General features: G+C 37.2%; 24 protein-coding genes. 14 read left to right on the forward strand and 10 right to left on the reverse strand.

All coding sequences use genetic code 11. From position 1 onward, the window contains the following. Nucleotides 1–113: 113 nt before the first annotated feature. Both fumC and CRT24_RS07105 read left to right on the forward strand, forming a co-directional pair. A complete protein-coding gene (gene fumC / locus CRT24_RS07100) occupies nt 114–1,511 on the forward strand; it encodes a class II fumarate hydratase (RefSeq protein ID WP_099370546.1) in 1,398 nt (465 codons plus the stop codon). A 4-nt stretch (nt 1,512–1,515) separates the two neighbouring features. After that, nucleotides 1,516–2,049 carry a fumarate hydratase gene (locus tag CRT24_RS07105; RefSeq protein ID WP_257213985.1) on the forward strand — a complete coding sequence of 178 codons (534 nt, stop codon included), beginning with the start codon at nt 1,516–1,518 and terminating at the stop codon, nt 2,047–2,049. 66 nt (nt 2,050–2,115) lie between these two features. Here CRT24_RS07105 and CRT24_RS07110 read toward each other — a convergent pair whose 3' ends face one another. From CRT24_RS07110 to CRT24_RS07120, 3 genes are all read right to left on the reverse strand, one after another. Continuing rightward, nucleotides 2,116–3,222 carry a toxic anion resistance protein gene (locus CRT24_RS07110; RefSeq protein ID WP_099370548.1) on the reverse strand — a complete coding sequence of 369 codons (1,107 nt, stop codon included), beginning with the start codon at nt 3,220–3,222 and terminating at the stop codon, nt 2,116–2,118. Nucleotide 3,223: 1 nt separating this feature from the next. Then, entirely contained in the window at nt 3,224–4,009 is a 786-nt protein-coding gene (locus tag CRT24_RS07115; RefSeq protein ID WP_099370549.1) for a hypothetical protein, read from the reverse strand. Between the two features lie 98 nt (nt 4,010–4,107). Further along, complete coding sequence (locus CRT24_RS07120; protein WP_099370550.1) at nt 4,108–5,625, reverse strand: hypothetical protein; 1,518 nt, start codon at nt 5,623–5,625, stop codon at nt 4,108–4,110. A 131-nt stretch (nt 5,626–5,756) separates the two neighbouring features. Between CRT24_RS07120 and yiaA the strand changes: the two genes are divergently transcribed. The 4 genes from yiaA (at nt 5,757) to CRT24_RS07140 (ending at nt 8,826) form a co-directional block, all read left to right on the forward strand. Next, nucleotides 5,757–6,224: an inner membrane protein YiaA gene (gene yiaA / locus CRT24_RS07125; protein WP_099370551.1), complete on the forward strand. Its 468-nt coding sequence runs from the start codon at nt 5,757–5,759 to the stop codon at nt 6,222–6,224. A gap of 92 nt (nt 6,225–6,316) precedes the next feature. Then, nucleotides 6,317–7,276 (forward strand): DUF2157 domain-containing protein, encoded by a 960-nt coding sequence (locus CRT24_RS07130; protein ID WP_099370552.1) that lies wholly within the window; start codon nt 6,317–6,319, stop codon nt 7,274–7,276. Then, nucleotides 7,266–8,336 (forward strand): DUF4401 domain-containing protein, encoded by a 1,071-nt coding sequence (locus CRT24_RS07135; RefSeq protein ID WP_099370553.1) that lies wholly within the window; start codon nt 7,266–7,268, stop codon nt 8,334–8,336. The genes CRT24_RS07130 and CRT24_RS07135 overlap by 11 nt, the downstream gene beginning before the upstream one ends. Beyond that, on the forward strand, nt 8,323–8,826 hold the full coding sequence (locus CRT24_RS07140; protein WP_099370554.1) for a GDYXXLXY domain-containing protein: 504 nt from the start codon (nt 8,323–8,325) through the stop codon (nt 8,824–8,826). Before CRT24_RS07135 ends, CRT24_RS07140 begins: the two co-directional genes overlap by 14 nt. Before the next feature lie 298 nt (nt 8,827–9,124). Here CRT24_RS07140 and CRT24_RS07145 read toward each other — a convergent pair whose 3' ends face one another. Beyond that, nucleotides 9,125–9,499, reverse strand: a complete 375-nt coding sequence (locus CRT24_RS07145) for a DUF3127 domain-containing protein (RefSeq protein WP_099370555.1) — start codon at nt 9,497–9,499, stop codon at nt 9,125–9,127. 65 nt (nt 9,500–9,564) lie between these two features. Between CRT24_RS07145 and CRT24_RS07150 the strand changes: the two genes are divergently transcribed. The 8 genes from CRT24_RS07150 to CRT24_RS07185 all read left to right on the forward strand — a co-directional run bounded on the left by CRT24_RS07150 (nt 9,565) and on the right by CRT24_RS07185 (nt 17,008). Beyond that, nucleotides 9,565–10,728 carry a class I SAM-dependent RNA methyltransferase gene (locus tag CRT24_RS07150; RefSeq protein WP_099370556.1) on the forward strand — a complete coding sequence of 388 codons (1,164 nt, stop codon included), beginning with the start codon at nt 9,565–9,567 and terminating at the stop codon, nt 10,726–10,728. Next, entirely contained in the window at nt 10,709–11,377 is a 669-nt protein-coding gene (locus tag CRT24_RS07155; RefSeq protein WP_099370557.1) for an HD domain-containing protein, read from the forward strand. Before CRT24_RS07150 ends, CRT24_RS07155 begins: the two co-directional genes overlap by 20 nt. A gap of 62 nt (nt 11,378–11,439) precedes the next feature. Further along, nucleotides 11,440–12,288, forward strand: a complete 849-nt coding sequence (locus CRT24_RS07160; protein WP_099370558.1) for a phosphodiester glycosidase family protein — start codon at nt 11,440–11,442, stop codon at nt 12,286–12,288. A 15-nt stretch (nt 12,289–12,303) separates the two neighbouring features. Then, nucleotides 12,304–13,065 carry a glycerophosphodiester phosphodiesterase family protein gene (locus CRT24_RS07165; RefSeq protein ID WP_099370559.1) on the forward strand — a complete coding sequence of 254 codons (762 nt, stop codon included), beginning with the start codon at nt 12,304–12,306 and terminating at the stop codon, nt 13,063–13,065. Between the two features lies 1 nt (nt 13,066). Further along, complete coding sequence (locus tag CRT24_RS07170) at nt 13,067–13,903, forward strand: endonuclease/exonuclease/phosphatase family protein (RefSeq protein WP_099370560.1); 837 nt, start codon at nt 13,067–13,069, stop codon at nt 13,901–13,903. Nucleotides 13,904–14,021: 118 nt separating this feature from the next. Further along, the gene (locus CRT24_RS07175; protein WP_099370561.1) at nt 14,022–14,813 is read left to right on the forward strand and encodes a DUF4197 domain-containing protein; all 792 of its coding nucleotides are present in this window, start codon (nt 14,022–14,024) and stop codon (nt 14,811–14,813) included. 324 nt (nt 14,814–15,137) lie between these two features. Beyond that, a complete protein-coding gene (pepT, locus tag CRT24_RS07180; RefSeq protein WP_099370562.1) occupies nt 15,138–16,391 on the forward strand; it encodes a peptidase T in 1,254 nt (417 codons plus the stop codon). A 50-nt stretch (nt 16,392–16,441) separates the two neighbouring features. Next, nucleotides 16,442–17,008 (forward strand): nitroreductase, encoded by a 567-nt coding sequence (locus CRT24_RS07185; RefSeq protein ID WP_257213986.1) that lies wholly within the window; start codon nt 16,442–16,444, stop codon nt 17,006–17,008. A 37-nt stretch (nt 17,009–17,045) separates the two neighbouring features. Here the strand turns inward: CRT24_RS07185 and CRT24_RS07190 are convergent, their stop codons facing one another. From CRT24_RS07190 to CRT24_RS07215, 6 genes are all read right to left on the reverse strand, one after another. Further along, a complete protein-coding gene (locus CRT24_RS07190) occupies nt 17,046–17,630 on the reverse strand; it encodes a hypothetical protein (protein ID WP_144034526.1) in 585 nt (194 codons plus the stop codon). A gap of 50 nt (nt 17,631–17,680) precedes the next feature. Further along, nucleotides 17,681–18,217 (reverse strand): RNA polymerase sigma factor, encoded by a 537-nt coding sequence (locus CRT24_RS07195; protein ID WP_099370565.1) that lies wholly within the window; start codon nt 18,215–18,217, stop codon nt 17,681–17,683. Between the two features lie 53 nt (nt 18,218–18,270). Next, on the reverse strand, nt 18,271–19,524 hold the full coding sequence (locus CRT24_RS07200) for a YeiH family protein (protein WP_099370566.1): 1,254 nt from the start codon (nt 19,522–19,524) through the stop codon (nt 18,271–18,273). A 7-nt stretch (nt 19,525–19,531) separates the two neighbouring features. After that, the gene (locus CRT24_RS07205) at nt 19,532–20,452 is read right to left on the reverse strand and encodes a TIGR01777 family oxidoreductase (protein WP_099370567.1); all 921 of its coding nucleotides are present in this window, start codon (nt 20,450–20,452) and stop codon (nt 19,532–19,534) included. After that, entirely contained in the window at nt 20,449–21,891 is a 1,443-nt protein-coding gene (locus CRT24_RS07210; RefSeq protein WP_306473157.1) for an NAD(P)/FAD-dependent oxidoreductase, read from the reverse strand. Before CRT24_RS07210 ends, CRT24_RS07205 begins: the two co-directional genes overlap by 4 nt. 109 nt (nt 21,892–22,000) lie before the next feature. Next, complete coding sequence (locus tag CRT24_RS07215) at nt 22,001–23,794, reverse strand: acyl-CoA dehydrogenase family protein (protein WP_099370569.1); 1,794 nt, start codon at nt 23,792–23,794, stop codon at nt 22,001–22,003. Nucleotides 23,795–23,821: the final 27 nt, after the last annotated feature.

A 23,821-nucleotide genomic window follows, 5' to 3' on the forward strand; every position in this document is an offset into this window, starting at 1 on the left:
TTTTCATTTGGCAAAAATCATTATAAATCTGCTGTATTTTGAATATAGGTTATTAAAAGATTTGCTTATGAAAAGCAACAGTCCTAAATTTGCCTATCACAAAATTTGTAATTATGTCATTCAGAATAGAAAAAGATACGATGGGTGAGGTTCAGGTTCCAGCTGACAAGTACTGGGGTGCCCAAACTGAACGTTCAAGAAACAACTTTAAGATTGGTCCATCGGGTTCGATGCCACATGAGATTGTTGAGGGTTTTGCATATTTAAAGAAAGCTGCTGCTTATGCTAACTGCGAGTTAGGAGTTTTATCTGTTGAGAAGCGAGATGCTATCGCTGCTGTGTGCGATGAAATCTTAGCTGGCAAATTAGACGATCAATTTCCATTGGTTATTTGGCAGACAGGATCTGGGACACAATCGAACATGAATGTTAATGAAGTTGTTGCGAACCGTGCTCAAGTATTGGCTGGCGGAAAGATTGGTGAAGGGGAGCCTGTTCTGAAGGCAAATGATGACGTTAATAAATCACAATCTTCGAATGACACCTTCCCAACAGGAATGCACATTGCTGCTTATAAGGCTGTTGTTGAAGTTACGATCCCTGGTGTTGAGAAACTTCGTGATACGTTAAAGAAAAAATCTGACGAGTTCATGAATGTTGTTAAGATTGGCCGTACACACTTGATGGACGCTACTCCACTTACATTGGGTCAAGAACTTTCGGGTTATGTTGCTCAACTGAATTATGGCATCAAAGCTGTTAAAAACACATTAGCTCACCTTTCAGAATTAGCATTAGGGGGTACAGCTGTTGGTACAGGATTGAATACACCAAAAGGGTATGATGTTTTAGTTGCGAAATATATTGCTGAATTTACAGGTTTGCCATTTGTTACTGCGGAGAACAAATTTGAGGCTTTGGCATCTCATGATGCTATTGTAGAGACACATGGTGCCTTGAAACAATTAGCTGTTGCTTTGAATAAGATTGCGAATGACATTCGTATGTTAGCCTCAGGTCCACGTTCAGGTATTGGGGAAATTTTGATTCCTGAGAATGAGCCAGGTTCTTCGATTATGCCGGGTAAAGTAAACCCTACTCAATGTGAGGCATTGACTATGGTTGCTGCTCAAGTAATGGGTAATGATGTAGCCATCACTATTGGTGGTACGCAAGGTCATTATGAGCTCAATGTTTTCAAACCCGTTATGGCTGCTAACTTTTTACAATCTGCAAGATTGATCGGTGATGCCTGTGTTTCGTTAGAGGAGCATTGTGCGGTTGGTATTGAGCCAAATTACGAACGTATCAAACAGCTTGTTGACAACTCATTGATGTTAGTTACAGCATTGAACACCAAAATTGGTTATTATAAAGCTGCTGAGATTGCTCAAACAGCACATAAGAACAATTCAACCTTAAAAGAAACAGCTATCCAATTAGGCTATGTTACAGCCGAGGAGTTTGACGAATGGGTTAAGCCTGAAGAAATGGTAGGTAGCTTAAAATAATATAGTGAACAAAAGAAATACTACATATTCTCAATTAAGAGCATACCTATCTATTTTGGTAGGTATGCTTTTTCTTTTTGCAAGTTGTCAACGACATTCAGATATGCAGGGAGAGGGAGCGGATTACCTTCAGGGTATTTGGATACAAGACAGTATTCCGGGTCAGGATGAAATGCTGAATTATACATTATATCAGCTGAAGTTCACTTGTGATTCGGTATACGCAGAGATGCGCGTTCATAACAAAGTACAGAGTATCCCTGACAGCTGTTATAATGGAGGTGAGTGGAAGGAATACGCCAAAGGTGTTTATTCCATCCGAGCTGACAGCATGATTGTTGATGGTGTTTACACAAAAGAAAACGGCAAACAAAAGATTTCAGGTTGTCATAAACAAGGTGTCTTTGGTCCAAGGCTTTTGATCAAATCAACTAGTAAGGATAGTTTAGTTCTGGAGAACAAGTTTGACAGCCGGCCTATTGTATTGCGGAAGATTGCTGATATTACTTGTGTTCCTAAGAAGAGATGGGAATTGTAGGTGGAGCGTTGAAAAATATAAAAGCCGAGAAAAACCTCGGCTTTTATATTTTATGTTGAAGATCAATTAATTGATCAATCTGGTATCATCTGATGATTTCAGGATATGGTTTTTGAGTTCTGTTTCAGCCTGTAATAGTTCACCTTCGGCTACTTTACGTTTTTCACGTCCTTCACGTTGAATTCTCAGTACTTCTTCTATGGTTGTAATGATATCGGTATTTGCTTTTTTAATGGTGTCCATATCGATTATTCCACGTTCTGTTTCTTTAGCAACATTGATTGTTGCATCTTTTAGCATTTCAGAGTTTCTCTTCAGCAATTCATTTGTTGCATCTGTTATTGCTCTTTGTGCTTCCAATGCGCTTTGAGCGTGAGCGATACCTAAAGTCAATACCATTTGATTTTTCCATAAAGGGAGGGTATTAACTATACTGGACTGGATTTTTTCCATCAGCGAGCTACTGTTGCTTTGTATCATTCTGATTTGGGGCGCTGTTTGCAAGACCACCATTCTAGTTAGCTTCAAATCATGGACTTTGCGTTCAAAACGCACGACATGCTGTTCCATGTCTTTATACTCTTGTACTTTGTGCTGATCTCCAGTAGCTTCAGCTTCTGCCTTCAATGCTGGCAAAGTAGTATTCAACACTTCTTGCAGTTTTTCCTCTCCTGCTTGAATATGCAGGGATAGGTCTTTGAAATACTGTTGGTTTTGAACAAAAAGTTTATCAAAGATATTGACATCCTTAGCCAGGTTTTTATAATGGCCTTCGAGTTTCAATTCAATGGAATGAATATTTTTTTCTACGGATGCATATTCTGTTCTCATTCTTCCGATTTTCTTTTTGATATTATCAAAGAAAGGGATTAATGGTTTTTTATTAACCTTATCATCAAATTCACGGATTTCAGATCTGAGGTTTACCAAAATGTCCTCGGCCCCGCCAAGATCTTTAGTTCTGACCTGTTTTAATATTTCATTGGAGAAATTGCTCACATTACTTTGAGCCCCTACTCCAAACTGTATGATATCCGTTGTGGATGTCAGATTAATTTTGTCTTTATATTGTTTAATAAGTTGTTTTTCCTCGTCAGTAAAATTAACTTTTACCTCTGAGGGCTTATTCTGGTTTTGATCATCATCTAGATGTGTCAAATCTAAGTTTGCCATATTATTCTTTTAAAAGGTTTCTACTTTTGAGTGTTTGGATATATACATCTGTTTCGGCAGATACATCCAACATGCCCATTTTAAATTGATTTGTTACTTCCTGTTCCACTGCTACCGCAGCTTGCCTAATGACCTCTTCAAGTTTTCTTTTGGATTCAAAAGTGACTGTATTATTTAATTTTGCATTTTCTAATTCATCATATTGCATCAATACGTTCACAATTGTCGAGTGTCTTACCAAAAATTTCTCAGCTTCTCTTTTATCTTTTTTCTCGAGCAATTGAAATAGTCGGAGAATATTATCGATATCCTTATGAATTTTTGTGTTGTCAATTTCTTTTCTCCAGTGGAGTAACCTTTCCACAAAAAACTGGGGTGTATCTATTGTTGGAGCCGACAATTCGATTCTTTTCATTGAATCTGCAGATGCTATCCAATGTAGGTCGCGGACTTCTGCGAGTTCCAATCTCTTCAGGTAAGGTTTTGCTTGATTCAATAATAAAGCATTACCGACTATATAAGACAGTACAGATCCACCTAATGTCAACAACATTGCTTGGCTCAATGCTCCAAAGAACATAACAAAAGAAAACAGGAGTCCTAACTCGACTGCCAAAAGCAGCCAAGCCGTTATCATCCAAGTTCTAACTTTCGCTTTCTTTGCCTGCGACATCATCACCAAAGGGTGCACATGTATCGGCAAAGGCAGGAATAGCAGGATGGAAAAAAATGTCCACATCAGTTGCCTTATCTCCCAAGGTCTACTTTTTTTCGTTGCCCAACCCATTCTCTAAATTTAATTATTTTTATAAAAATACACCAATTCTTATTCCAATGTAAACATTCCCTGTCACTATTAGGTGATTGGCACAAAAAGTCCTGTCATTACGTCATTTTTGTCGGTGAAACTTCCAATAAACCTTGGATTAATCTTATTGTTATTTTGTACGGGATTGTTTTTTCCCACCTTGAAATCAACCATGCTATAAAACTGATATTGAAAATGTCTCTATTTTCTTCAATCTCTAACATCTTATAAACAGTTGATTGAAAGGTTTGTTGATAGATAATATCAGGCTTTGCTAGAAATTTTTCCACTAAGGCGACGAAGTTCAACACCCTTTGTTCATTTACCTGATTTAAATATTTCTTGTATCTTCTTTTAAAGCTCTTTATTCTGGATACTGAGAGTTCCACATTTCCAAATTGGATTTGCATCAATATTTCCATTAGATTCTTTCGGATAGACCAGAGCATTCCGAGTTTTTTTTCATACCAAGCATCTGTATGGGTTAGCTTAGCCATTATACTCAATGAATCATCATCATTGAGTTGAGTAAGGAACATTGCTTTAGTAAGCATTAGATCTTCGGTATCAGTTTGAGAACCATGTTTTGGTAAATCTACCAGTGCATCTTCGACATATCCTAATCCTTTTTCCGGATTGCCCATAAAAAAATAATTGAGTGCATATAGCAGCTGTTGCCTAGCATAAAGAACTGATTTATATTGTTGTTTAATATCAAATAGAGCTTCCATTTGACTTAAATAATCTATGCTTTCCGCAAATGCTTTATTTCTGAGGGAGAAATTCGCTAAATAATATAAAACATGGAGTTTGTAGAAAATTTGCGAGTCGGGTTTTTCTTTTTGACTTTCGATGAATTGATGACTTTTAATCAAGAATTTTTGGATCAGGCTGTAGTTTTGGTTTATAGCTGCATATTCGTTGGCGATAAATAGAATTTGATATAACGATTTATAATTCATGAAATCAATTCTATTTATTTGGTAATGCTTTATTGTAGTTTCTATTAATTCTGAAAGATTTACGACCTTTCCTTTGAGGTGTATCAGATCCAATTCCTTTCTTAAGGAAGCATAGGCCAACCTTAGTTTTGCTTCTCTCTGCATATGATCTTGATTGATTCGGAACATACCAGTCAGTTTTTCCAGGTCTATGTTGGGGTCCAAATGTGAAAACTGCAGTTTTAACAATAATATTTCATTAACTAGACTGAATTGTTCTTGATTAATCGCCATTCTTTCGGCTTTGTCCAAAGATTTAAAACCAATTTTTGACAGGTTATTTTCTAGAAGGAATCTCGCTACAACAATATTTCTGAGGATATCATAAATTTCATCATTACTGTTTTCAAATGTTCTCTGTGATAGAAAAAGTAGCAAGCTATCCTGCAGTCTTTTTCTAAGTGCATGGTAAGCATCTTTATTTTTAGAATTTTTATAGATTTTATTTAAAGATTTTATATCATCAGTTTCTATCAAATTAAACAATTTGATATTCTTTACATCATTTCTTTTGTTTTTTCGACTTAAATAGTTTTTAAAATCTATTTTATCTTGACTATCAAGGATATTTACTAATTCATGCAATGTATCCATAATGAGATATATAAGTTTTAAAAATACATAATATTATATTTTATATCGTCAGTTTATTGATAAAATTGAATTTTTATAACGATTAAACTCTATGATATTTGGTTCAGTATTAATCATTAAAACAAAAAAATATGGAACCGCTAAATACAAAAAACGAGGAGATGTTTACTCCACAAAAACAGACCGAAGAACATAATGGTTCATTTAAGCCGACCGCAGCATTTGTTGGTGCTTCATGGGTTGCGCTTCTTACAGGGATTGTTAGCTACTGCATTGGATTATGGAATGCGACAATGGATTTGAATGAAAAAGGCTATTACTTTGTTATCCTACTTTTCGGGCTCTTTGCTGTAATTTCAGTTCAAAAGAGTGTTCGAGATAAAGCTGAGGGCTTACCTGTTACAGAATTATATTATGGCATAAGCTGGTTTGCAACTTTAGCATCGATCATCTTGTTGATAATTGGCCTTTGGAATGCAGATTTATTATTGAGTGAGAAAGGGTTTTACGGTATTTCTTTTATACTGAGTATTTTTTCTGCGATTGCCGTTCAGAAAAACACTCGTGACGCTAAATTATTTAAGGAAGAAAACATATAACTTAGCGGTTACCCTGCAGTGTCCAAATTGGCCTGCAGGGATTTTTCGATTGCGCTATTTTTCCAATACTCATATTCAACAAACCTTATAACATGAGAGATCTTGAACGAAATGACCTTGAGCTTTTATCCCAGCATAGTGATATCAGCAGGGTTGAATTACAGAAAACATTGGAGGAGGATATTTATCCTGATCAGGATTCATGGGCCACTTTTATCAAAATCACCTTAATCACTTTAGGAGTCGGTTTTATGGCTGCTGGAATCATATTCTTCTTTGCATATAACTGGGATGATCTGGGCAAATTTGCGAAACTTGGCATAGTCCAAGGATTAGTAATTTTAGTTACGATCCTAGCATTAGTATTAAAAATAGATACTATTTACAAAAATATTATTCTGACCGGTTCATCTATTCTTGTTGGAGTTATGTTCGCAGTCTTTGGTCAGGTTTACCAAACCGGAGCAAATGCATATGATTTCTTTTTAGCCTGGACCGTCTTTATTACCTTATGGGTTCTTATTTCTAATTTTCCGCCCCTTTGGTTATTGTACTTATTCTTGAGCAACCTTACCATTTACTTATACTGGGATCAAGTTGCCAAGCATTGGGATTTTATTTATTTAACTGCGGGTCTTTTTGTACTGAATGCGAGTGTTGTTGTTCTATGCACTTGGATAAATGATCAGAAAAAAGGAAATATTCCGCTTTACTTCATCAATATTATTTCGATTGGAGCAGTTATTTGGGGGACCTACTGCAACTTGTATTGGATTCTAGATGGGAAGGCTTCTTTTGCTCCCGTTATCATATTCGCTACAATTTTATTTTATGGTTTAGGGTTATGGCATGGAATAAGAAACAGGAGTATTTTCTATATGGGTTTACTTCCATTCAGTATCGTTATTATTTTATCTGGTGCTATTCTGAAGGTTATGGAATCAAATGATGAGACTGGAATTTTCCTGGTCGGCCTTTTTATAGTAACATCTGTTAGTCTTATTATCTGGAATTTAATAAAAGTACAAAGGAGGGTGAAACATGGAAATTAAGACTGAAATTCAAACCATTTTAAATGTCGTTGAGGCGAAAATAGGTCGAGGTCTGAATGTGGACCATTCAAAAATGGAAATAGCATTAGATCATAGCCGTAACAATCAACCATTAACTATTAAAGTATTGTCAATTTTAGGTGGCATTTTGGCAACCATTGCTTTTGTTGTATTTCTTTATGTAGCCAGGTTTGACAAATCTCAAATTGCTTTATATTGCTTTTCGGCTTTATTTTTTATTCTATCCCTATGGATGAATAAAAGATATGACAAAGTGCTATTGGACACCATTTCAGTGTGTCTGTATTTATTAGGGTATGTATTATTTGGAATGGCTACTGATATTTCTAGGGTTGAACCTTTTATATGCCATCTTTTATTCAGTCTGTTTGCTATAGCCACTTTGATAATTAGCAGGAGCTACATTCTTACTTTTATATCTGTATTGATTTTTACAGGTTCTTTAATAGCTGTAATTTTTGATTTCCATCATCCTGACCTTCTTCATGTGCTGCTTAGCATTACAGCATTAACAACTGTTTACTTTACGCTAAATGAGGCAAAATTCTTAAAGATAAATTTTACGTCAGGAAAGCGATATCAAGCGATTCGGACTGGTCTTACTTTTTCATATTTGATATGCTTGTATTTTGTTGGAAGAAGTTTGTCTGACGAAAATTGGGCATATAACTATATCAGTTCAGCAATTTTAATCTACATATTGATGTGGCTGATCAATTGCTTATTAAACCGGTTCCACTGCGAAGAAATGGGGAAGAAGATATTTATTTTCATCGTTGTTTTGGTCTGTTTGGGGTTTACCGCCATTTCTCCGGCGATATCTGGATCTTTACTGTTGTTGCTGTTAAGTTTCAAAGTTAACTACAGGACAGGAGTTGCTTTGGGCATTATGGGTTTTATCTATTTCATAGGGATGTTTTATTATGATTTGAATATAACCTTACTTCAAAAATCGTTAATCATGTTTGGTTCAGGCGTATTCTTTATCCTTCTTTATTTTCTGATTTTCAAAAAATCGAATTCACATGAAAAAGCTTAATATTATAATAATCGTTTTAAACCTGATCGGTTTATTGGTTTATTTCAACTACAGCATCCGTCAGAAGGAACATATTCTTGACAATGGTCGATTGGTTCTATTGAAGTTAGCACCTGTTGATCCTCGATCATTAATGCAGGGTGATTATATGCGTCTATCATACGGCATTGGTGAAAACCTGTTGTTGGATAGTTTACCGAAAAGAGGATATGTTGTATTAAAATTGGATGAGAACCAAGTTGGTCACGATGTTCGCTTTCAAGAAGGCAGAACTCCACTGAATGCTGGTGAAGTTTTGGTTGAATTTACAAGGCCAAATTCATGGCGCATCAATATTGGGGCTGAGTCTTATTTTTTTCAAGAAGGTACAGGTGAAAGATATGAAAAGGCGGAGTATGGCGGGCTAAAGGTTGATGAAAAAGGGAATAGTTTATTGGTGGGATTGTATGATGGGGGAATGATTAGAATAGATGAGAGATATGAGATGTGAGATATGAGAAAAAGATATAGTTTGCTAATGGTGTCATAGAAGCAGTTTCCCCATCTTGCGATGCGGAATGACATGCATGTTGTAGGGAGATTCGAAAGTGATGGTTGGTGGGGACAGCAACCATGGCGGGTGATGTTAAAGAATTTGTGTTAATAGCCCAAGTCTAGCCATTGCCCTGACCAACGCGCAAGACTTGAGCTAGCTCAGCTGAAGATGGTTGGTGGGGACACCAACCATGGCGGAGGGGGCAAAAAATAAAAGTCTCGCTTTTGGCGAGACTTTTATTTTTTGCTGTTATTTAGAATGGCAAATCGTCATCATCTGATGAGTTTGCTGATATATCTACTGGCGGCATATCTGCGTATCCTGGAGCTTGCGCTGCTTGGGCATTATTAGCAACTTTTGTTACTCTCCACGCTACTAGGGAGTTAAAATAGGTTGTTACACCTTCTTTGTTTGTCCAAGGACGACCACGTAAGTTGAAAGAAACTTCAACTTCATCCCCTACTGAAAGATTATCAAATATATTAACACGGTCTTGTGTTGACTCGAAACGAATATACTCTACAAATTGTGGGTTTTCAGCATAGGCAACGATCAAATCTCTCTTTTTGAAGGACTCAGTTACTTGTTGCGTCGCCCCTATTTCATGTACTTTTCCTCTTATTTCCATAACTTATCTATTAAACCGTAAAATTAAACATTTTTTGCTAAGAGAATAAGTAACTTTGCACAAATATGGCAGAAGTTTTCAACAAACAGGGTAAGGTTATCGTGACTTGCAATCGCAGGCTGTCACCTTATTTAGAACAAGAGATCCGAGAATTAGGATTTGATATCAAGCGAGCATTCAATACCGGTGTAGAGCTACAAGCGTCTGTAAATGAGTGCATCAAATTAAATTTAAACTTAAGAGTTGCGAGTCAGGTTTTATATGAATTAAAATCATTTAAGGCTAGGAATGCAGATGAGTTATATAAGCAGTTGGTGAGCATTGCTTGGGAGGATTTAATTCCTATTGATGGTTATTTTTCGGTAACATCTAATGTTCACAACGAAACGATTACGACTCCTTTATTTGCGAATGTTAAGGTCAAGGATGCTATTGTTGACCGTATCAAGGATAAGAAGGGTGTTCGTCCGAATTCAGGTCCTGACTTGAACAGGGCAGTTATTCATTTACATTGGATTGAAGAGCGTGCTGAGATTTTTTTGGACACCTCTGGTGAGACCTTAGCGAAGCATGGTTATCGGAAACATCCTGGGAAAGCACCTATGTTGGAGGCTTTGGCCTCCGCTACGATTATGGCTACACAATGGGACGGTAGGAGTCCATTTGTGAATCCGATGTGCGGTTCGGGTACTTTGGCGATTGAAGCTGCATTAATGGCACAGAACCGCAAGCCGGGATTGCAAAGGATGAATTATTCTTTTATGCACTTCATAGGCTATAATGAAGAAGTATTTTTCGAGGAGCGCAGGATTTTGAAGGATATTACTGACAAGACTAACCTACCACATATCATTGCATCTGATATTTCATCGGAGGCTGTTGAGATCGCGATTTTAAACGCACGTACTGCTGGTGTTGAGCATTTGATTGAGTTTGAGACCTGTGATTTTGCAGAGACTACCGTTCCTGAGGGTGCTGGAGTTATTATGTTCAATCCTGAATATGGGGAGCGTTTAGGGACGCACATTAAGCTTGAGCTTACATATGCTCGGATTGGGGATTTCATGAAGAAGAAATGTCAAGGCTACCGCGGTTATATTTTTACTGGGAATCCTGATTTAGCGAAGAAAATCGGCCTGAAGGCGTCTAGAAGATTTGAGTTTTTCAATGGAAAACTTGATTGTAGGCTTTTACAATACGAATTGTACGATGGCTCAAAAGACAAGTAGTCAAGAATATCATATACAGCGCACCGCCACTTTCGTTGAAGAAAAGTTAAAAGGAGCAGAGTCAGGTCATGATTGGTGGCATATTCTAAGGGTATGGAACAATACGAAGCTAATTTTGAAGGAGGAAGATGCAGATGCTTATGTTTGTGAACTTACTGCATTATTGCATGATATTGCTGACAGCAAGTTTCATGGCGGGGACGAAAGTATTGGTCCAAAGGTAGCAGGCGAATTTTTAGCGTCTATTGATGTAGATGCAGATACGATCGAGCATGTACAAAACATTATCTTGAACATGTCTTTCAAAGCATCTTTGGGAGAGGTTGACTTTCATTCGAAAGAATTAGAGGTGGTTCAGGATGCGGACCGCTTGGATGCAATTGGCGCAATTGGTATTGCCAGAGCATTTAATTATGGTGGTTTCAAGAATAGGGAAATCCATAATCCAGAGATTCCATTTATAGAGAATCAAAGTAAAGAAGCCTATAAAAACACTACTGCACCAACGATCAATCATTTTTACGAAAAGCTTTTGTTGTTGAAGGATAAAATGAATACTCCGACTGCAAGAAAAATTGCTGCTGGGAGGCACGCACACATGGAATTGTTTCTGCAACAATTTTATGGTGAATGGGATGGCGACCGATAAATTAATGATATCTTAATATTAATTGGGTAAATTCGGGACATGTTCAACAATACATGTCCTGAATGAAAGTCCATTATCTACTTAAACTAAGTACATTTTTACTTTTTTATATTCCAACATTAGTCTTATCACAAGACCGAGATTCCTTGCAAATTGTTCAAGCCCAATGGAACAAGAAGGAAATCAAAAAAGGTGTTATTTGGAATCAGGGACATTTTTCGAATCTTTTTAATTCTGTTCAAGAGATTAATTGGGTTGAGATTGACCTTAGGAAACATCACAAGCACATTCATATTGCAGGAGATTCTACTATTTTAAAAACCACCTCGAAATTTGCGGAAGAAAACATTGCTTTAGTTGCCATAAATGCTTCTTTCTTTGATATGAAGAATGGTGGTTCAGTGGACTATTTAAAGGTAGATGGTAAAATTATCAATACTGGCAAGCTGGAGAACAGCAATGTTCGTGCGAATGCTGTTTTCAGTATTTCAGATAAAAAGATTAAGATTGAACAAACGAACAAGATAACTGTTGAGGAATCAGATGCTGGTTCTGTTATGGTTGCTGGTCCATTATTGATTGATGAAAACGAGTATGTTTTACTTTCAAAAAATGCTTTCAATGACAATCGACATCCACGTACGGCTATTGCAATCACTGGTAATAACAAATTGATACTTATGGTTGTCGATGGCCGTAGTAACCAAGCTAATGGCATGAATTTGCATGAATTGAGTAAAGTTTTCAAGTGGCTTGGTGCCAAGAATGCGATGAACCTTGATGGTGGCGGCAGTAGCACGCTTTTTATTCGAAATGCTACAGAAAATGGAGTTGTAAATTACCCCTCTGACAACAAGAAATTTGACCATGAAGGCCAACGTTCTGTTGCAAATATTATATATTTAAAATAACAAGATTCGAATACGATGAAAAAACAATTATTATTAGTTGCGATGACTATGGTTTTCCATGTAGGATTATTTGCTCAAACATCAATTATCGCTCACCGCGGTGCTTGGAAGAATACGAAGGTCCCTCAGAACTCAATTGCTTCTTTGGATGCTGCGATTTCACAAGGAGCGTGGGGCAGTGAGTTTGATGTTCATTTAACGAAGGATGACGTTCTTGTTGTCAACCATGACCATGATTTTCATGGCTTGGAAGTCGAAGAGTTAACTTATAAAGAATTATTGGCCAAGAAGCATGACAATGGAGAGTCTATCCCTACCGTTGAGGAATATTTAAAAGCTGGATTAAAACAAAAAGGCACAAAGTTGATTTATGAGCTTAAGACGAGTAAGGTGAGCAAGGAACGTACGATGAAGAATGTTGAGTTATCCTTGGCTATTGTTAAAAAGCTAAAAGCAGAGAAGATGGTTGAGTTTATTGCCTTTGATTGGGATGCATGTTTAAAATTCAGGGAGCTTGACAAGAAGATTAAGGTTCATTATTTAAATGGCGACAAATCACCAGCGGAGGTAAAAGCTGCAAATCTGACCGGGGTAGATTATCATTTTTCGACTTTCAAGAAGAACCCAAATTTAATTCAAGAGTTTAAGGATTTGAAATTAAAGACCAACGTTTGGACTGTCAATAAGGAAGAGGACATGAAGTTCTTTATCGACCAGAAGATTGATTTTATTACCACAGATGAGCCAGAATTGTTGAAAACAATTTTAAATAAATAAAATGAAAAAAATAATAATCACCCTAAGCCTAATATTAAGCATTGGATTTTCTTTTGCTCAACAAATGAATGTCGCCACTTTCAATATCCGTATGAAAACTGACGGTGATGTTGGGAATTTATGGCAAGATAGATATACCCATTTAACGGATTTAATCAAATTTCATGAGTTTGAGATTTTTGGAGTTCAAGAAGCTTTCAAAGAGCAGTTAAATGATATGTCCGCTAAGCTTCCCAATTTCAAATATATTGGTGTTGGTCGCGATGATGGAGCTGATAAAGGCGAGCATTCTTCTATATTTTATGATACCAGAAGGTTTGAGGTTGGAGAGAGCGGCACTTTTTGGTTATCAGCTACGGATACAAAGACTCCCAATAAAGGTTGGGATGCGGCTTTGCCTAGGATCTGTACATGGGGAATTTTCAAGGACAAAAAGAATGGCAAGAAATTCATTTTTATGAATACGCACTTTGACCATGTTGGTGTTGAAGCAAGAAAGGAGAGCGCGAAATTGATTCTAACGAAAGCGAAAGAACTTGCTAAGAACTTACCCTTAATCCTTACAGGCGATTTCAATATTGATGAGAACAATGAAGCCTATTTTACGCTTTCAAAAAGTGGAGTTGTCGAGGACACTTATGATTTAGCGGAAATCGTTTATGAACCTAACAGCTCATTCAATAGTTGGGGGAAATCGATTAAAGAAAAAGGCAGAATTGACCATATCTTTATTACCAAACCTTTTAAGGTCCATAAATATGGGATTTTAACAGATACCTATATGGGCAAGTTTCCTTCGGATCATTTTCCAGTCTATGTTGAGTTAAACTGGAAGTAGAAATTATTATATCCAAATAATCGATGCCCCAAAAACAAATTTTGGGGCATTGTTATTGATTATGGATATCATGTTCAAACAATTATCTAATCAGAATTTAAAAAACTATTTTTGAGCAATGAAAAAGATCAGACACATCCAAATAATGAGCCTAGTTGGCGTTAGTTTATTTTTATCGAGTTGTGAAACCTTGAGTCAAGGTGGATTTACTTTGCCCCCGCAAGGTACAGGCTCCACAGGCAGTAACACTGGTGGTTCCGGGAGTTCTACTTCTAGCGGGACTATTACGCAGGCAGAAGCCAATACAGGGATTAAGCAGGCATTAAATAATGGTCTTCAAGCGAGTATTAAGACTTTATCTGTTAAGGATGGTTTTCTTGGGGACGCGGCTGTTAAGATATTAATGCCTGAGGAGGCGAGGAAAGTTGAATCTGCATTACGAGCGATTGGTATGAACAGTTTATGTGATCAATTTATTGCGAGTATGAACAGGGCTGCCGAATCTGCTGTGAAAGAAGCTTCCAGCGTATTTGTTAACTCTCTTTCTAAAATGACTGTTAATGATGCATTCAATATTTTGTTGAGTGGTCAGCAAGATGCAGCGACTAACTTCTTTAAAAGATCGACAAGTTCGGAGCTGACGACAAGGTTCAGTCCAATCGTTGAATCTGCTATGGGTAAAAACAACGTTTCCACCTATTGGAATCAGTTAACAACAGCATACAACCAATTGCCATTGAGCAATAAAATTGAGACCAATCTTACTGCATACGTTACTCAGAAAGCTATTGATGGTCTATTTGTAAAAGTAGCTGATCAAGAATTGAAGATTCGCCAAAATATTGGTGGAGCTAGAAATTCGGGTATTTTGGATAAGGTGTTTGGTTGGGTGGATAAACAGCAGGGTTAGATGTGAGATGTGAGATATGAGATTTGAGATAGAAAGGGTGAAAGAATTGTGGGAAAGAAAGGGTGAAAGAATTGTGAGATAGAAAGGGTGAAAGAATTGTGGGATAGAAAGGGTGAAAGAATTGTGGGATAGAAAGGGTGAAAGAATTGTGGGATAGAAAGGGTGAAAGAATTGTGGGATAGAAAGGGTGAAAGAATTGTGGGAAAGAAAGGGTGAAAGAATTGTGGGAAAGAAAGGGTGAAAGAATTGTGGGAAAGAAAGGGTGAAATAAGTGTTGGATGTATTTGGGGAATAGATGTGTTAATAAATTAGTAGTTTTGTTTCATGGAAATTAATGATATTAAGAATTTTCAGGTAGCTGAGAATTTTATTAGATATGTTCAGGTTGATACTCAATCAGATGTTCAGTCTTCGAGTGTTCCTTCGACTGAAAAGCAAAAGGATTTAAGCAGGATTTTAGTAGATGAATTAAAAGCTATAGGTGTTACGGATGCTCATTTGGATGATTTAGGTTATGTTTATGCGACTATTCCTTCCAATACTGACAAGCAGGTTCCCGTAATTTGTTTTTGTTCCCATGTGGATACTTCACCGGATTCATCAGGTACGAATGTGAAGCCGTTGGTTCATTCAAATTATCAGGGTGAGGATTTAGTTTTGCCTGATGATGAAAAGATCATTATACGTTTTTCAGAACATCCGGATTTAAAGGAACAAATAGGAAATGATATTGTTACTGCTAGTGGAAAAACTTTATTAGGTGCTGATGACAAGGCTGGTGTTGCCGAGATTATGGATGCTGCGCGTATTTTAATGTCCACTCCTGAAATTAAGCATGGAGATATTAAGATTTTATTTACCCCTGATGAGGAAATAGGTCGAGGAGTTGATCATGTTGATCTCAAAAAATTAGGTGCTGAATATGCGTATACGATGGATGGAGAAAAAGCTGGCACCATTGAGGATGAGACTTTTTCAGCCGATGGAGTTAAAGTTAAAATTGATGGTATTTCTATTCACCCCGGTTATGCCAAGGGAAAGATGATCAATGCGATTAAGGTTGCATCTGATATTATTGATAGTTTACCGAAAGACAGATTATCACCAGAGACTACTCATGCTAAAGAGGGTTTTGTTCATCCAACCAATATTGAAGGCACTGTTGAAGAGGCTACTTTAAGTTTTATCATCCGAGACCATGACACTAAGAAATTGGCGGAACATGAGGCAGAATTGGAGTCGATCGTAAAGGAAGTTCTTTCAAAACACCCAGGTGCAGCTTATAGTTTTGAAGTTTCTGAGCAATACAGGAATATGAAAGAAATTTTGGATCATCACTCCAAAGTAGTAGAAATAGCCATGATGGGCATTGAGCGTGCTGGGATGAAGGTTGAAAAACGGAGTATCCGAGGCGGCACAGATGGCTCTAGGCTATCATTTATGGGTCTCCCCTGCCCTAATATCTTTGCAGGTGGGCATGCATTCCATGGAAAGCAAGAATGGGTTTCCATTCAGGATATGCAAAAAGCAGTTTTAACAATTTTACATATAGTTGCTCTTTGGGAAGAACTTTCTTAGGGGTCATTATTAATTAAATATTCAATTCTAGAAATAGTAAAAAACACATTATGCATCAGAACGAAGTATTAAGAAATATTCAATTTAGAAGGGCAGTTTTTCAGGCGAATTATACGGACCAAGAAGTGAGCCGAGAGGATTTATTAACGATTTTGGAGGCTGCCAATGCTGCTCCTACTCACAAACGCACTCAACCTTGGCGTTTTGTTGTATTTCGCAATGAAGGTTTGGTACGCTTAGGTGATGAACTTGCAAGGATTTACAAGTCTGTCACACCTTCAGAAAAGTATACTGAATTGACTGAGCAAAATATGTCTAAGAAAGCTACCCAATCCAAGGCTGCGGTTGCTATTATCGTCAATTATACTGGTGATGTTCCCGAATGGGAAGAATTGGCTGCTACGTCCTGTGCTGTTGAGAATATGTGGCTAGCTGCGGCTTCTATCGGCATTGGTGGATATTGGGCTACACCTGGCTTAATCAATCATATTGGTCCCTTTTTAAATTTAGAGGAGAATCAACGTTGCATTGGTTTTTTCTATATGGGTCATCATGAGTCTGAGCCAAGGGAACCTGTTAGGAGTCCTATTGAGGACAAAATTCGCTGGGAAGAATAAAACAAAGCGGTCAAGGAAATCCTTGACCGCTTTTTCATTATTCTTGAACATCAATCACTATTCCACCTTTTTCCCCTGTCCATCTGATTTTCTGTTCAATAAAGGAGGATAACACCTGAACAAACTCTTGATTGTTTGCTGGACTTATTTGAATATCTTGAGGTTTACCATCCTTTAGGTTGAAATAAACCTGAAATCTTCCTGTTGCATTTATATCTCTCAATTCTGAGTTCAATTCTTCATTGAATTTTTCCCATCCCCCTAGGGGTATTGCATTTGCATCATCCAAGATATTTGATTGTACTTTCATGTTTTGATCCATCAAGATAACCTCTGTATTTTTTTCAGTTTTATGGTTCGTGATATATTTGAACATGATCAAGGAGCAAGCTACTAAGAACAGTACAGCTGCTGCCATTGCAATTGTCAATCGGTGCCAGCTGTAGAACCTTTGTTTTTTATCTTCTGCTTTTGCGGCGATTTTTCTTGCGAGCCTTTGTTGCAGGATACTAAGTTGATTTGAATCTACTCCTTGTTGCAGTTTATAGCCATCAATTGCATCTTGCAGAAAGGGATCATTCAGAGCCTCACGTTCCATTTCATACATCTCTTCTTTACTCATGAGACCCATGACATAATTGTGAATTCGCGATAATTGATAATTATTTTCCATTACTTTCTTTCCATACAAATCTTAAGATTTCGTCTTCCGTTCTGGATATAACTTTTGACTTTAGCTATATCATATCCAGTTTGATCGGCGATATCTTTATAACACTTCTGTTCCAAATAAAATAACCGGATGCAATTTTCCTGTTCAGGGTTTAACGCAGCAATACATGTTTCTAATTTTTCAAAGTCTTTTTCCTCCCATTTTTTATCATCGTTGTCGTGTAGACTTTGTTCAGATTCGTAGAGGTTGTCTTCAATATCAACCTTGGTCATCTGTTTATTTTTTCTGAGTTGCATAAGGCAAAAATTGCGCGCATATACATATACCCAACTTTTGAAATTATCCACTTCATATACGCGCAACTTATCTATTAACTCATCAAAGATCTGCATTACCGCATCCTGGCTTTGTTCAGCATCCTGAAGATACTTATAGCAAACCCCATATAACAATGACATATATGGAGCATACAGCTTGCCCAAGGCGTCTAAATTGCCTGTTTGCTTATAATGTTGCAATAACTGTTTTTCGTCCATGCTATTTTCTCTACACCTATATGATGCATTCTTGGTTAGGATTGCATAAATTTTTATCCAAATAATGCTATTGCCAAGACTAGGGTTACTATTATATTAAATGTTTGAGCTATTAAAAATGCGTATAACGGTTTTTTATTGTCTTGTTTAAAGAGGTCTTTGAAATTTGTTTCCAGTCCTATTGAAGTAAAAGCCAATGCAAACCACAATCCTTGTAAACTTTTCAAGCTATCTTTTATTCCAGCATTTGTTTCTGGAGATATGACGAATGAGAACATCAAAGATACAAATACGAATCCTACGACAAATTTCGGGAATCTTTCCCAGATGACTTTTAGTGTTGGTTTATCTTTTTTGGTTTTATCATCTACAGATTTGGAATATGTCCAGTATATACTGATAAAAAAGGCTGCAATTCCGAGCAAAACGTTTTGGGAGAATTTAACAATAGTACTGATTTTGAGGGCTTCTTCCCCGACCAATGTTCCAGAAGCTGCTACAGCTCCTGTTGTATCGATACTACCTCCTAGCCAAGCACCTGTTACTTCTTGGGATAGATTCATGATTTCTGCCAAATAGGGCATAAAAATCATCATTGGCACAGCCGTAATCAAGACGAGGGATATAACATAAGACAACTTTTTATTGTCTCCTTCGATTGCTCCTGAGGTTGCAATTGCTGCTGATACCCCACATATCGATACAGCACTAGAAAGCATAAGTGACATTTCCTTGTCTATTTTGAGTTTTTTACAAATCCAAAATGCAAAATACCACACAGATACTACTACTACTAACGCTTGAACTAGCCCCAATGCACCTGCTTTTAATATATCTCCAAATATTACGGTTGTACCCAGTAATACTAATCCGATTTTAACATATAGTTCTGTGCTTAAAGCTTGTTTAAACCAAATTGGAATCTTGAAGAAATTGCTGATTATTAAACCTATTGCCAAACTGAAAATAACGGCTTCTAGGTTAAAGCTTTTGACCCCTGAATTTCCGGCTAATATAAGTGCTAGAACTGTTAACAAGTAGACTACAGGAAAAACGATCAATAGGGCTTTTAAATCTTTTTTCAACAACAGTGCTCCTATGATTGCTGTGACATATACAAGCATAAACTGCAGTCCCATTGCTGCGATATTATCACCTGAGAATACTTTAGAGGACAATTCTTGAGAGTTTGACCATCCGAAAGAAGGCACTGGAACTACGAATCCCAACAGAGCTAAAGCAATGATTCCTATTCCCAAAACTACGACGGTCCAATCTTCGGAAAGTTGAAATGTTTTACTAGACATAAAAAGTTTAAGTTGATGATTTAATAAGTTGATTTAACGCGGGCTGAATATAGGGAAAATTAAACTGAAACCCATTTTTTAAAGTTAATATTGTTGTTACGGGCACAGTTTCTAACAATAAAGAAGAATCTACGTTTTTCACGAATGATCCGATTTTTGCCATGAAAGTTGGGAGCGGCATGCCAAATAATGCGCCAGCTGATTTTCTAAATTCCTCCATAAACTCTGCATTGCTTACTGGATTTGGACTACAGGCATGATAAATGGGTTCGTTTATTTGAGAATTAACAATCCAATCAATAAGTCGGACAAAATCATCTTCATGTATCCAAGATATCATTTGTTCACCATTTCCCACTTTTCCACCCAGTCCCAATTTTACTAAGGGATATAATTCTGCAAACATTCCAGAACTCTTACTCAAGATTGGGCTCATTCTTAGGATTACTTTTTCTGTTTTAGGGACCTCAGCGTCCAAAAAGGCTTTTTCCCAGTCTTGAGCCAACTGTCCTAAAAAATCGTTTGAGTATTGTTTACTTGTTTCATCTTTTATTTGTTTTGCTCCATTGAATAAGGAAACTCCAGAGAAGTTAATCCACAGTTTCACTGGATCTTTCAGATTTGATATAGCTTTACCCAACAATTTGGTTGGTGTAATTCTGGATGATCTTAATAGTTTTTTATTTTTTTCGGTAAATCTTCGGTTTATTGACAGTCCGCATAGGTTTATCAATACATCGGCTCCATTTAATTTTTCTTGCCAATCACCTAAGTTTTCAGCATCCCATAGAACATAATCAACTTTTGGATGATGTTTTACCATCTTTTGTCTTGATAGTACAACGATCTCATAGTTTTGTTCTCTAAATAGTCTAATTAACATGGTCCCTAGGTTCCCTGTTCCACCTGCTAACACAATCTTTTTCATACGAAATCAAAATCTAAAGTTATATTGAAATGATCTTCCATGGCTACCCTAGCTGCATGAAACCCACACATTCCATGAACGCCACCACCCGGAGGTGTTGACGATGATGCAATGTATACATTAGGATTAGAAGTTCTATAGGGCGTTAATGAATTTGTTGGTCTTGTAAATAATTGCCTTATATCCATTTGCCCACCACTAATATCTCCACCTACATAATTAGGATTATACGCCTGCATTTGCAATGTATTCATAGTTGACTTAGCTATAATAGTATCCTTAAATCCTGGTGCAAACCTTTCGATTTGATTTTCTATAGCTTCAGTTCTATCAATTGTTGATCCATGTGGAACATGACAATATGCCCATCCTGTGTGCTTACCTTCCGGCGCACGTAAGGGATCAAACATTGATGGCTGAGAAAAAAGTACAAAAGGCTTATCCACTATTTTACCTTTATAGGTCATAAGTTCGTTATGAGCTATTTCTCCATAAGTATTTCCTATGTGCACAGTTGCAGCTTGTTGGCATCTTTTGTCTAAGAAAGGCGTAGGATCCGATAATGCCCAATCTATTTTAAAGACACCCATTCCGTATTTAAAATCTCTGAGAGCTTTACGGTATTTATCTGTAAGATTCAACCCCTTTAGCTTGAGTATTTGTTGAGGTGTCATATCCAGGATTAGGATTTTATGTTTTGGGAGATCTTGCAGATCATCGATCCAGCAATTTACTTTGCAGTCACCAGCATTGTATTGATAATCTGCTAACATGGCATCAGCGATTGATTGGGAACCACCTTTAGGGATTAACCATCCTGACCGATGTCCCAAGGTAGCTAATACCAAACCTATAGCCGAAGTTGCAATTTTTGAAAAAGGAAGCAATCCATGTCCTACTAATCCGCCCCATAAGGCTCTTCCTTCTTGCGTTTGAAACCTATCAGCAGTAGCATTGGCACTTTTCAAGGCCTTCAATCCAAATTTTGCCATCAATAATGGATTTTTTGGAAATCTCAAAGGCCCAAGAATATCCCCAGATAATTCATTCCAATTTTCAACAAGGTTTTGAATTAGGGATTTATAGACTTTTGCATCCGGACCGAGTTCGGCATACATTCTATCTAAACTTTTATGTAAGATTGCTGTATTTCCTGTATCTAAGGGATGTGCAAGTTGATAATCGGCGCGAATTATTTCTAATCCAGACTTACCAAGCGTATTGGATTTAAAAAATGGGGATTCCAATGCAAATGGGTGTACAGCAGAACAGACATCATGCTTGAAACCAGGGATTGTGAGTTCTTTTGTTCTCATACCACCACCGATCATGCCATCACCTTCTATGATTAGGGTAGTTAATCCTTGTTTTCTCATAGTTATGGCAGCTGCTAGTCCGTTAGGTCCAGAACCAATAATTATAGCATCGTAACTTTTCAAATTAATTGGATAAATTCTAAAGTTAAGACAATCAAATGGTAATCAGACAAGTTTGAGGACAAAAAAAAGCCCCTTCACAGGGGCTTTTATTCATAATCAACCTTAATACTTAGAAACAGTATTTATTTTCTTCAATAAGTTTTTTTGCAATTCTTTGTCGAGCTTCTTTTAAGTTAAATGGTTGCGCTTTAGTAAATCGGCGTAATCCCACCAACATCATATTTAATTCATCGCCTTCAGCGAATGAATATAATGCTTCTTTACCTGCGGCATTTACTTTGTCAATTGCACCGTAGAGATATATTTTAGCCATATCTGCGGCATAATCGGCATGTTCTCCTGGTTGTGTATGCTGTAATTTTTCTGCTCGCAATAGCACAGATTCTGCGACATAAACGTACCCAATGATATCAGCAATATTCATTAATATTTCTTGTTCTTTTGCTAACGACATCATCAACTTTTGCACCGCTGCTCCAGCTATCATTAAGCCTGCTTTTTTGAGGTTTGCAACAATTTTTTTCTCTGCTGCAAACGGAGCATCATCTTCAGTACCAAAATCAGGAATTGACATCAATTCACCTGCTACAGCCTGTGCTGGTCCCATTAGGTCTAATTCCCCTTTCATGGCGCGTTTTAACAACATATCCACCACTAATAGCCTGTTTACTTCATTGGTACCTTCGAATATTCTATTGATACGTGCATCACGATAGGCTCTTTCCATTGGTGCTTCCGCTGAGTAGCCCATTCCACCATAGATTTGCACGCCTTCGTCTACCACATAATCCAGCATTTCTGAGCACCAAACTTTGATAATAGCACACTCAATAGCAAATTGTTCTACCGATTTCAATTTTGCTTTCGCTTCATCCATTCCAGATGCAATCAGCGCATCATAAGCATCATCAATATTTTGTCCTGCACGGTATGCTGCGGATTCATTTGCAAACAACCGTGTGGCCATTTCTGCCAATTTATAACGTATTGCTCCAAATTTTGAAATTGGCAGATTGAACTGCACTCTTTCATTGGCATAATTGATAGCAGTATTCAAGACAGAGCGCGCAGAACCGATTGTTGCTGCTCCTAATTTGATACGTCCTATATTCAAGATATTAACCGCTATTTTAAATCCATTTTCTCTATCTGACAGCATGTTTTCGACAGGAACTGGGCAGTCATTGAAGAATATTTGTCGTGTTGAAGATCCTTTGATTCCTAACTTATGTTCTTCAGGATTCATTGAAATTCCGCCGAAATCTTTTTCTACGATAAATGCTGATAGGTTTTTGTCGTCGTCAATTTTAGCAAATACAATAAAAACATCAGCAAATCCACCGTTTGTAATCCACATTTTCTGTCCATTGATCAAATAGTGTGTTCCTTCGGCGTTTAATTTTGCTGAAGTACGTCCAGAGTTAGCATCAGATCCTGAGTTAGGTTCTGTCAAACAATAAGCAGCTTTCCATTCCCCGGTACCCAATTTGGGGATGTATTTTGCTTTTTGCTCAGCATTTCCATAATAAAGGATTGGTAAAGTTCCGATACCTGTATGTGCTGATAATGCTACTGCGAAGGAGAATCCTCCACCTACTGCATCGGCTACCAACATGGATGTATTGAAGTTTTTACCGAAACCGCCATATTCTTCAGGGATTGATACTCCCAACATTCCCAATTCTCCGGATTTGTCCATTAGGCTCTGCATCAATCCTTCTTCTTGTGCATCAATACGGTCTAGTTTATTTAAGACTTCCGTGTCCAAGAAATCGATACAGATTTGACGGATCATTTTTGCTTCTTCATCAAACTCCTCAGGGATGAAAATATCTGAATATGCTGTTTCGCGGATTACAAATTCTCCACCTTTAATTGCTATATTTTTTACTTCTTCGCTCATGGTTCTTTTTGTTTAGAATAAGTGAAC

This window comes from Sphingobacterium sp. 1.A.5 (genome assembly GCF_002734235.1).
GTDB lineage: Bacteria > Bacteroidota > Bacteroidia > Sphingobacteriales > Sphingobacteriaceae > Sphingobacterium > Sphingobacterium daejeonense.

What these genes read in the sequence shown, in the direction of transcription:
- CRT24_RS07115 (WP_099370549.1), bottom strand. Translation starts at nt 4,009, where the DNA reads ATGGGTTGGGCAACGAAAAAAAGTAGACCTTGGGAGATAAGGCAACTG.
- CRT24_RS07150 (WP_099370556.1), top strand. Translation starts at nt 9,565, where the DNA reads ATGGCAGAAGTTTTCAACAAACAGGGTAAGGTTATCGTGACTTGCAAT.
- CRT24_RS07200 (WP_099370566.1), bottom strand. Translation starts at nt 19,524, where the DNA reads ATGTCTAGTAAAACATTTCAACTTTCCGAAGATTGGACCGTCGTAGTT.
- CRT24_RS07165 (WP_099370559.1), top strand. Translation starts at nt 12,304, where the DNA reads ATGAAAAAACAATTATTATTAGTTGCGATGACTATGGTTTTCCATGTA.
- CRT24_RS07130 (WP_099370552.1), top strand. Translation starts at nt 6,317, where the DNA reads ATGAGAGATCTTGAACGAAATGACCTTGAGCTTTTATCCCAGCATAGT.
- pepT (WP_099370562.1), top strand. Translation starts at nt 15,138, where the DNA reads ATGGAAATTAATGATATTAAGAATTTTCAGGTAGCTGAGAATTTTATT.
- CRT24_RS07160 (WP_099370558.1), top strand. Translation starts at nt 11,440, where the DNA reads ATGAAAGTCCATTATCTACTTAAACTAAGTACATTTTTACTTTTTTAT.
- CRT24_RS07145 (WP_099370555.1), bottom strand. Translation starts at nt 9,499, where the DNA reads ATGGAAATAAGAGGAAAAGTACATGAAATAGGGGCGACGCAACAAGTA.
- yiaA (WP_099370551.1), top strand. Translation starts at nt 5,757, where the DNA reads ATGGAACCGCTAAATACAAAAAACGAGGAGATGTTTACTCCACAAAAA.
- CRT24_RS07140 (WP_099370554.1), top strand. Translation starts at nt 8,323, where the DNA reads ATGAAAAAGCTTAATATTATAATAATCGTTTTAAACCTGATCGGTTTA.
- CRT24_RS07195 (WP_099370565.1), bottom strand. Translation starts at nt 18,217, where the DNA reads ATGGACGAAAAACAGTTATTGCAACATTATAAGCAAACAGGCAATTTA.
- CRT24_RS07110 (WP_099370548.1), bottom strand. Translation starts at nt 3,222, where the DNA reads ATGGCAAACTTAGATTTGACACATCTAGATGATGATCAAAACCAGAAT.
- fumC (WP_099370546.1), top strand. Translation starts at nt 114, where the DNA reads ATGTCATTCAGAATAGAAAAAGATACGATGGGTGAGGTTCAGGTTCCA.
- CRT24_RS07155 (WP_099370557.1), top strand. Translation starts at nt 10,709, where the DNA reads ATGGCTCAAAAGACAAGTAGTCAAGAATATCATATACAGCGCACCGCC.
- CRT24_RS07190 (WP_144034526.1), bottom strand. Translation starts at nt 17,630, where the DNA reads ATGAGTAAAGAAGAGATGTATGAAATGGAACGTGAGGCTCTGAATGAT.
- CRT24_RS07205 (WP_099370567.1), bottom strand. Translation starts at nt 20,452, where the DNA reads ATGAAAAAGATTGTGTTAGCAGGTGGAACAGGGAACCTAGGGACCATG.
- CRT24_RS07120 (WP_099370550.1), bottom strand. Translation starts at nt 5,625, where the DNA reads ATGGATACATTGCATGAATTAGTAAATATCCTTGATAGTCAAGATAAA.
- CRT24_RS07185 (WP_257213986.1), top strand. Translation starts at nt 16,442, where the DNA reads ATGCATCAGAACGAAGTATTAAGAAATATTCAATTTAGAAGGGCAGTT.
- CRT24_RS07135 (WP_099370553.1), top strand. Translation starts at nt 7,266, where the DNA reads ATGGAAATTAAGACTGAAATTCAAACCATTTTAAATGTCGTTGAGGCG.
- CRT24_RS07215 (WP_099370569.1), bottom strand. Translation starts at nt 23,794, where the DNA reads ATGAGCGAAGAAGTAAAAAATATAGCAATTAAAGGTGGAGAATTTGTA.
- CRT24_RS07175 (WP_099370561.1), top strand. Translation starts at nt 14,022, where the DNA reads ATGAAAAAGATCAGACACATCCAAATAATGAGCCTAGTTGGCGTTAGT.
- CRT24_RS07170 (WP_099370560.1), top strand. Translation starts at nt 13,067, where the DNA reads ATGAAAAAAATAATAATCACCCTAAGCCTAATATTAAGCATTGGATTT.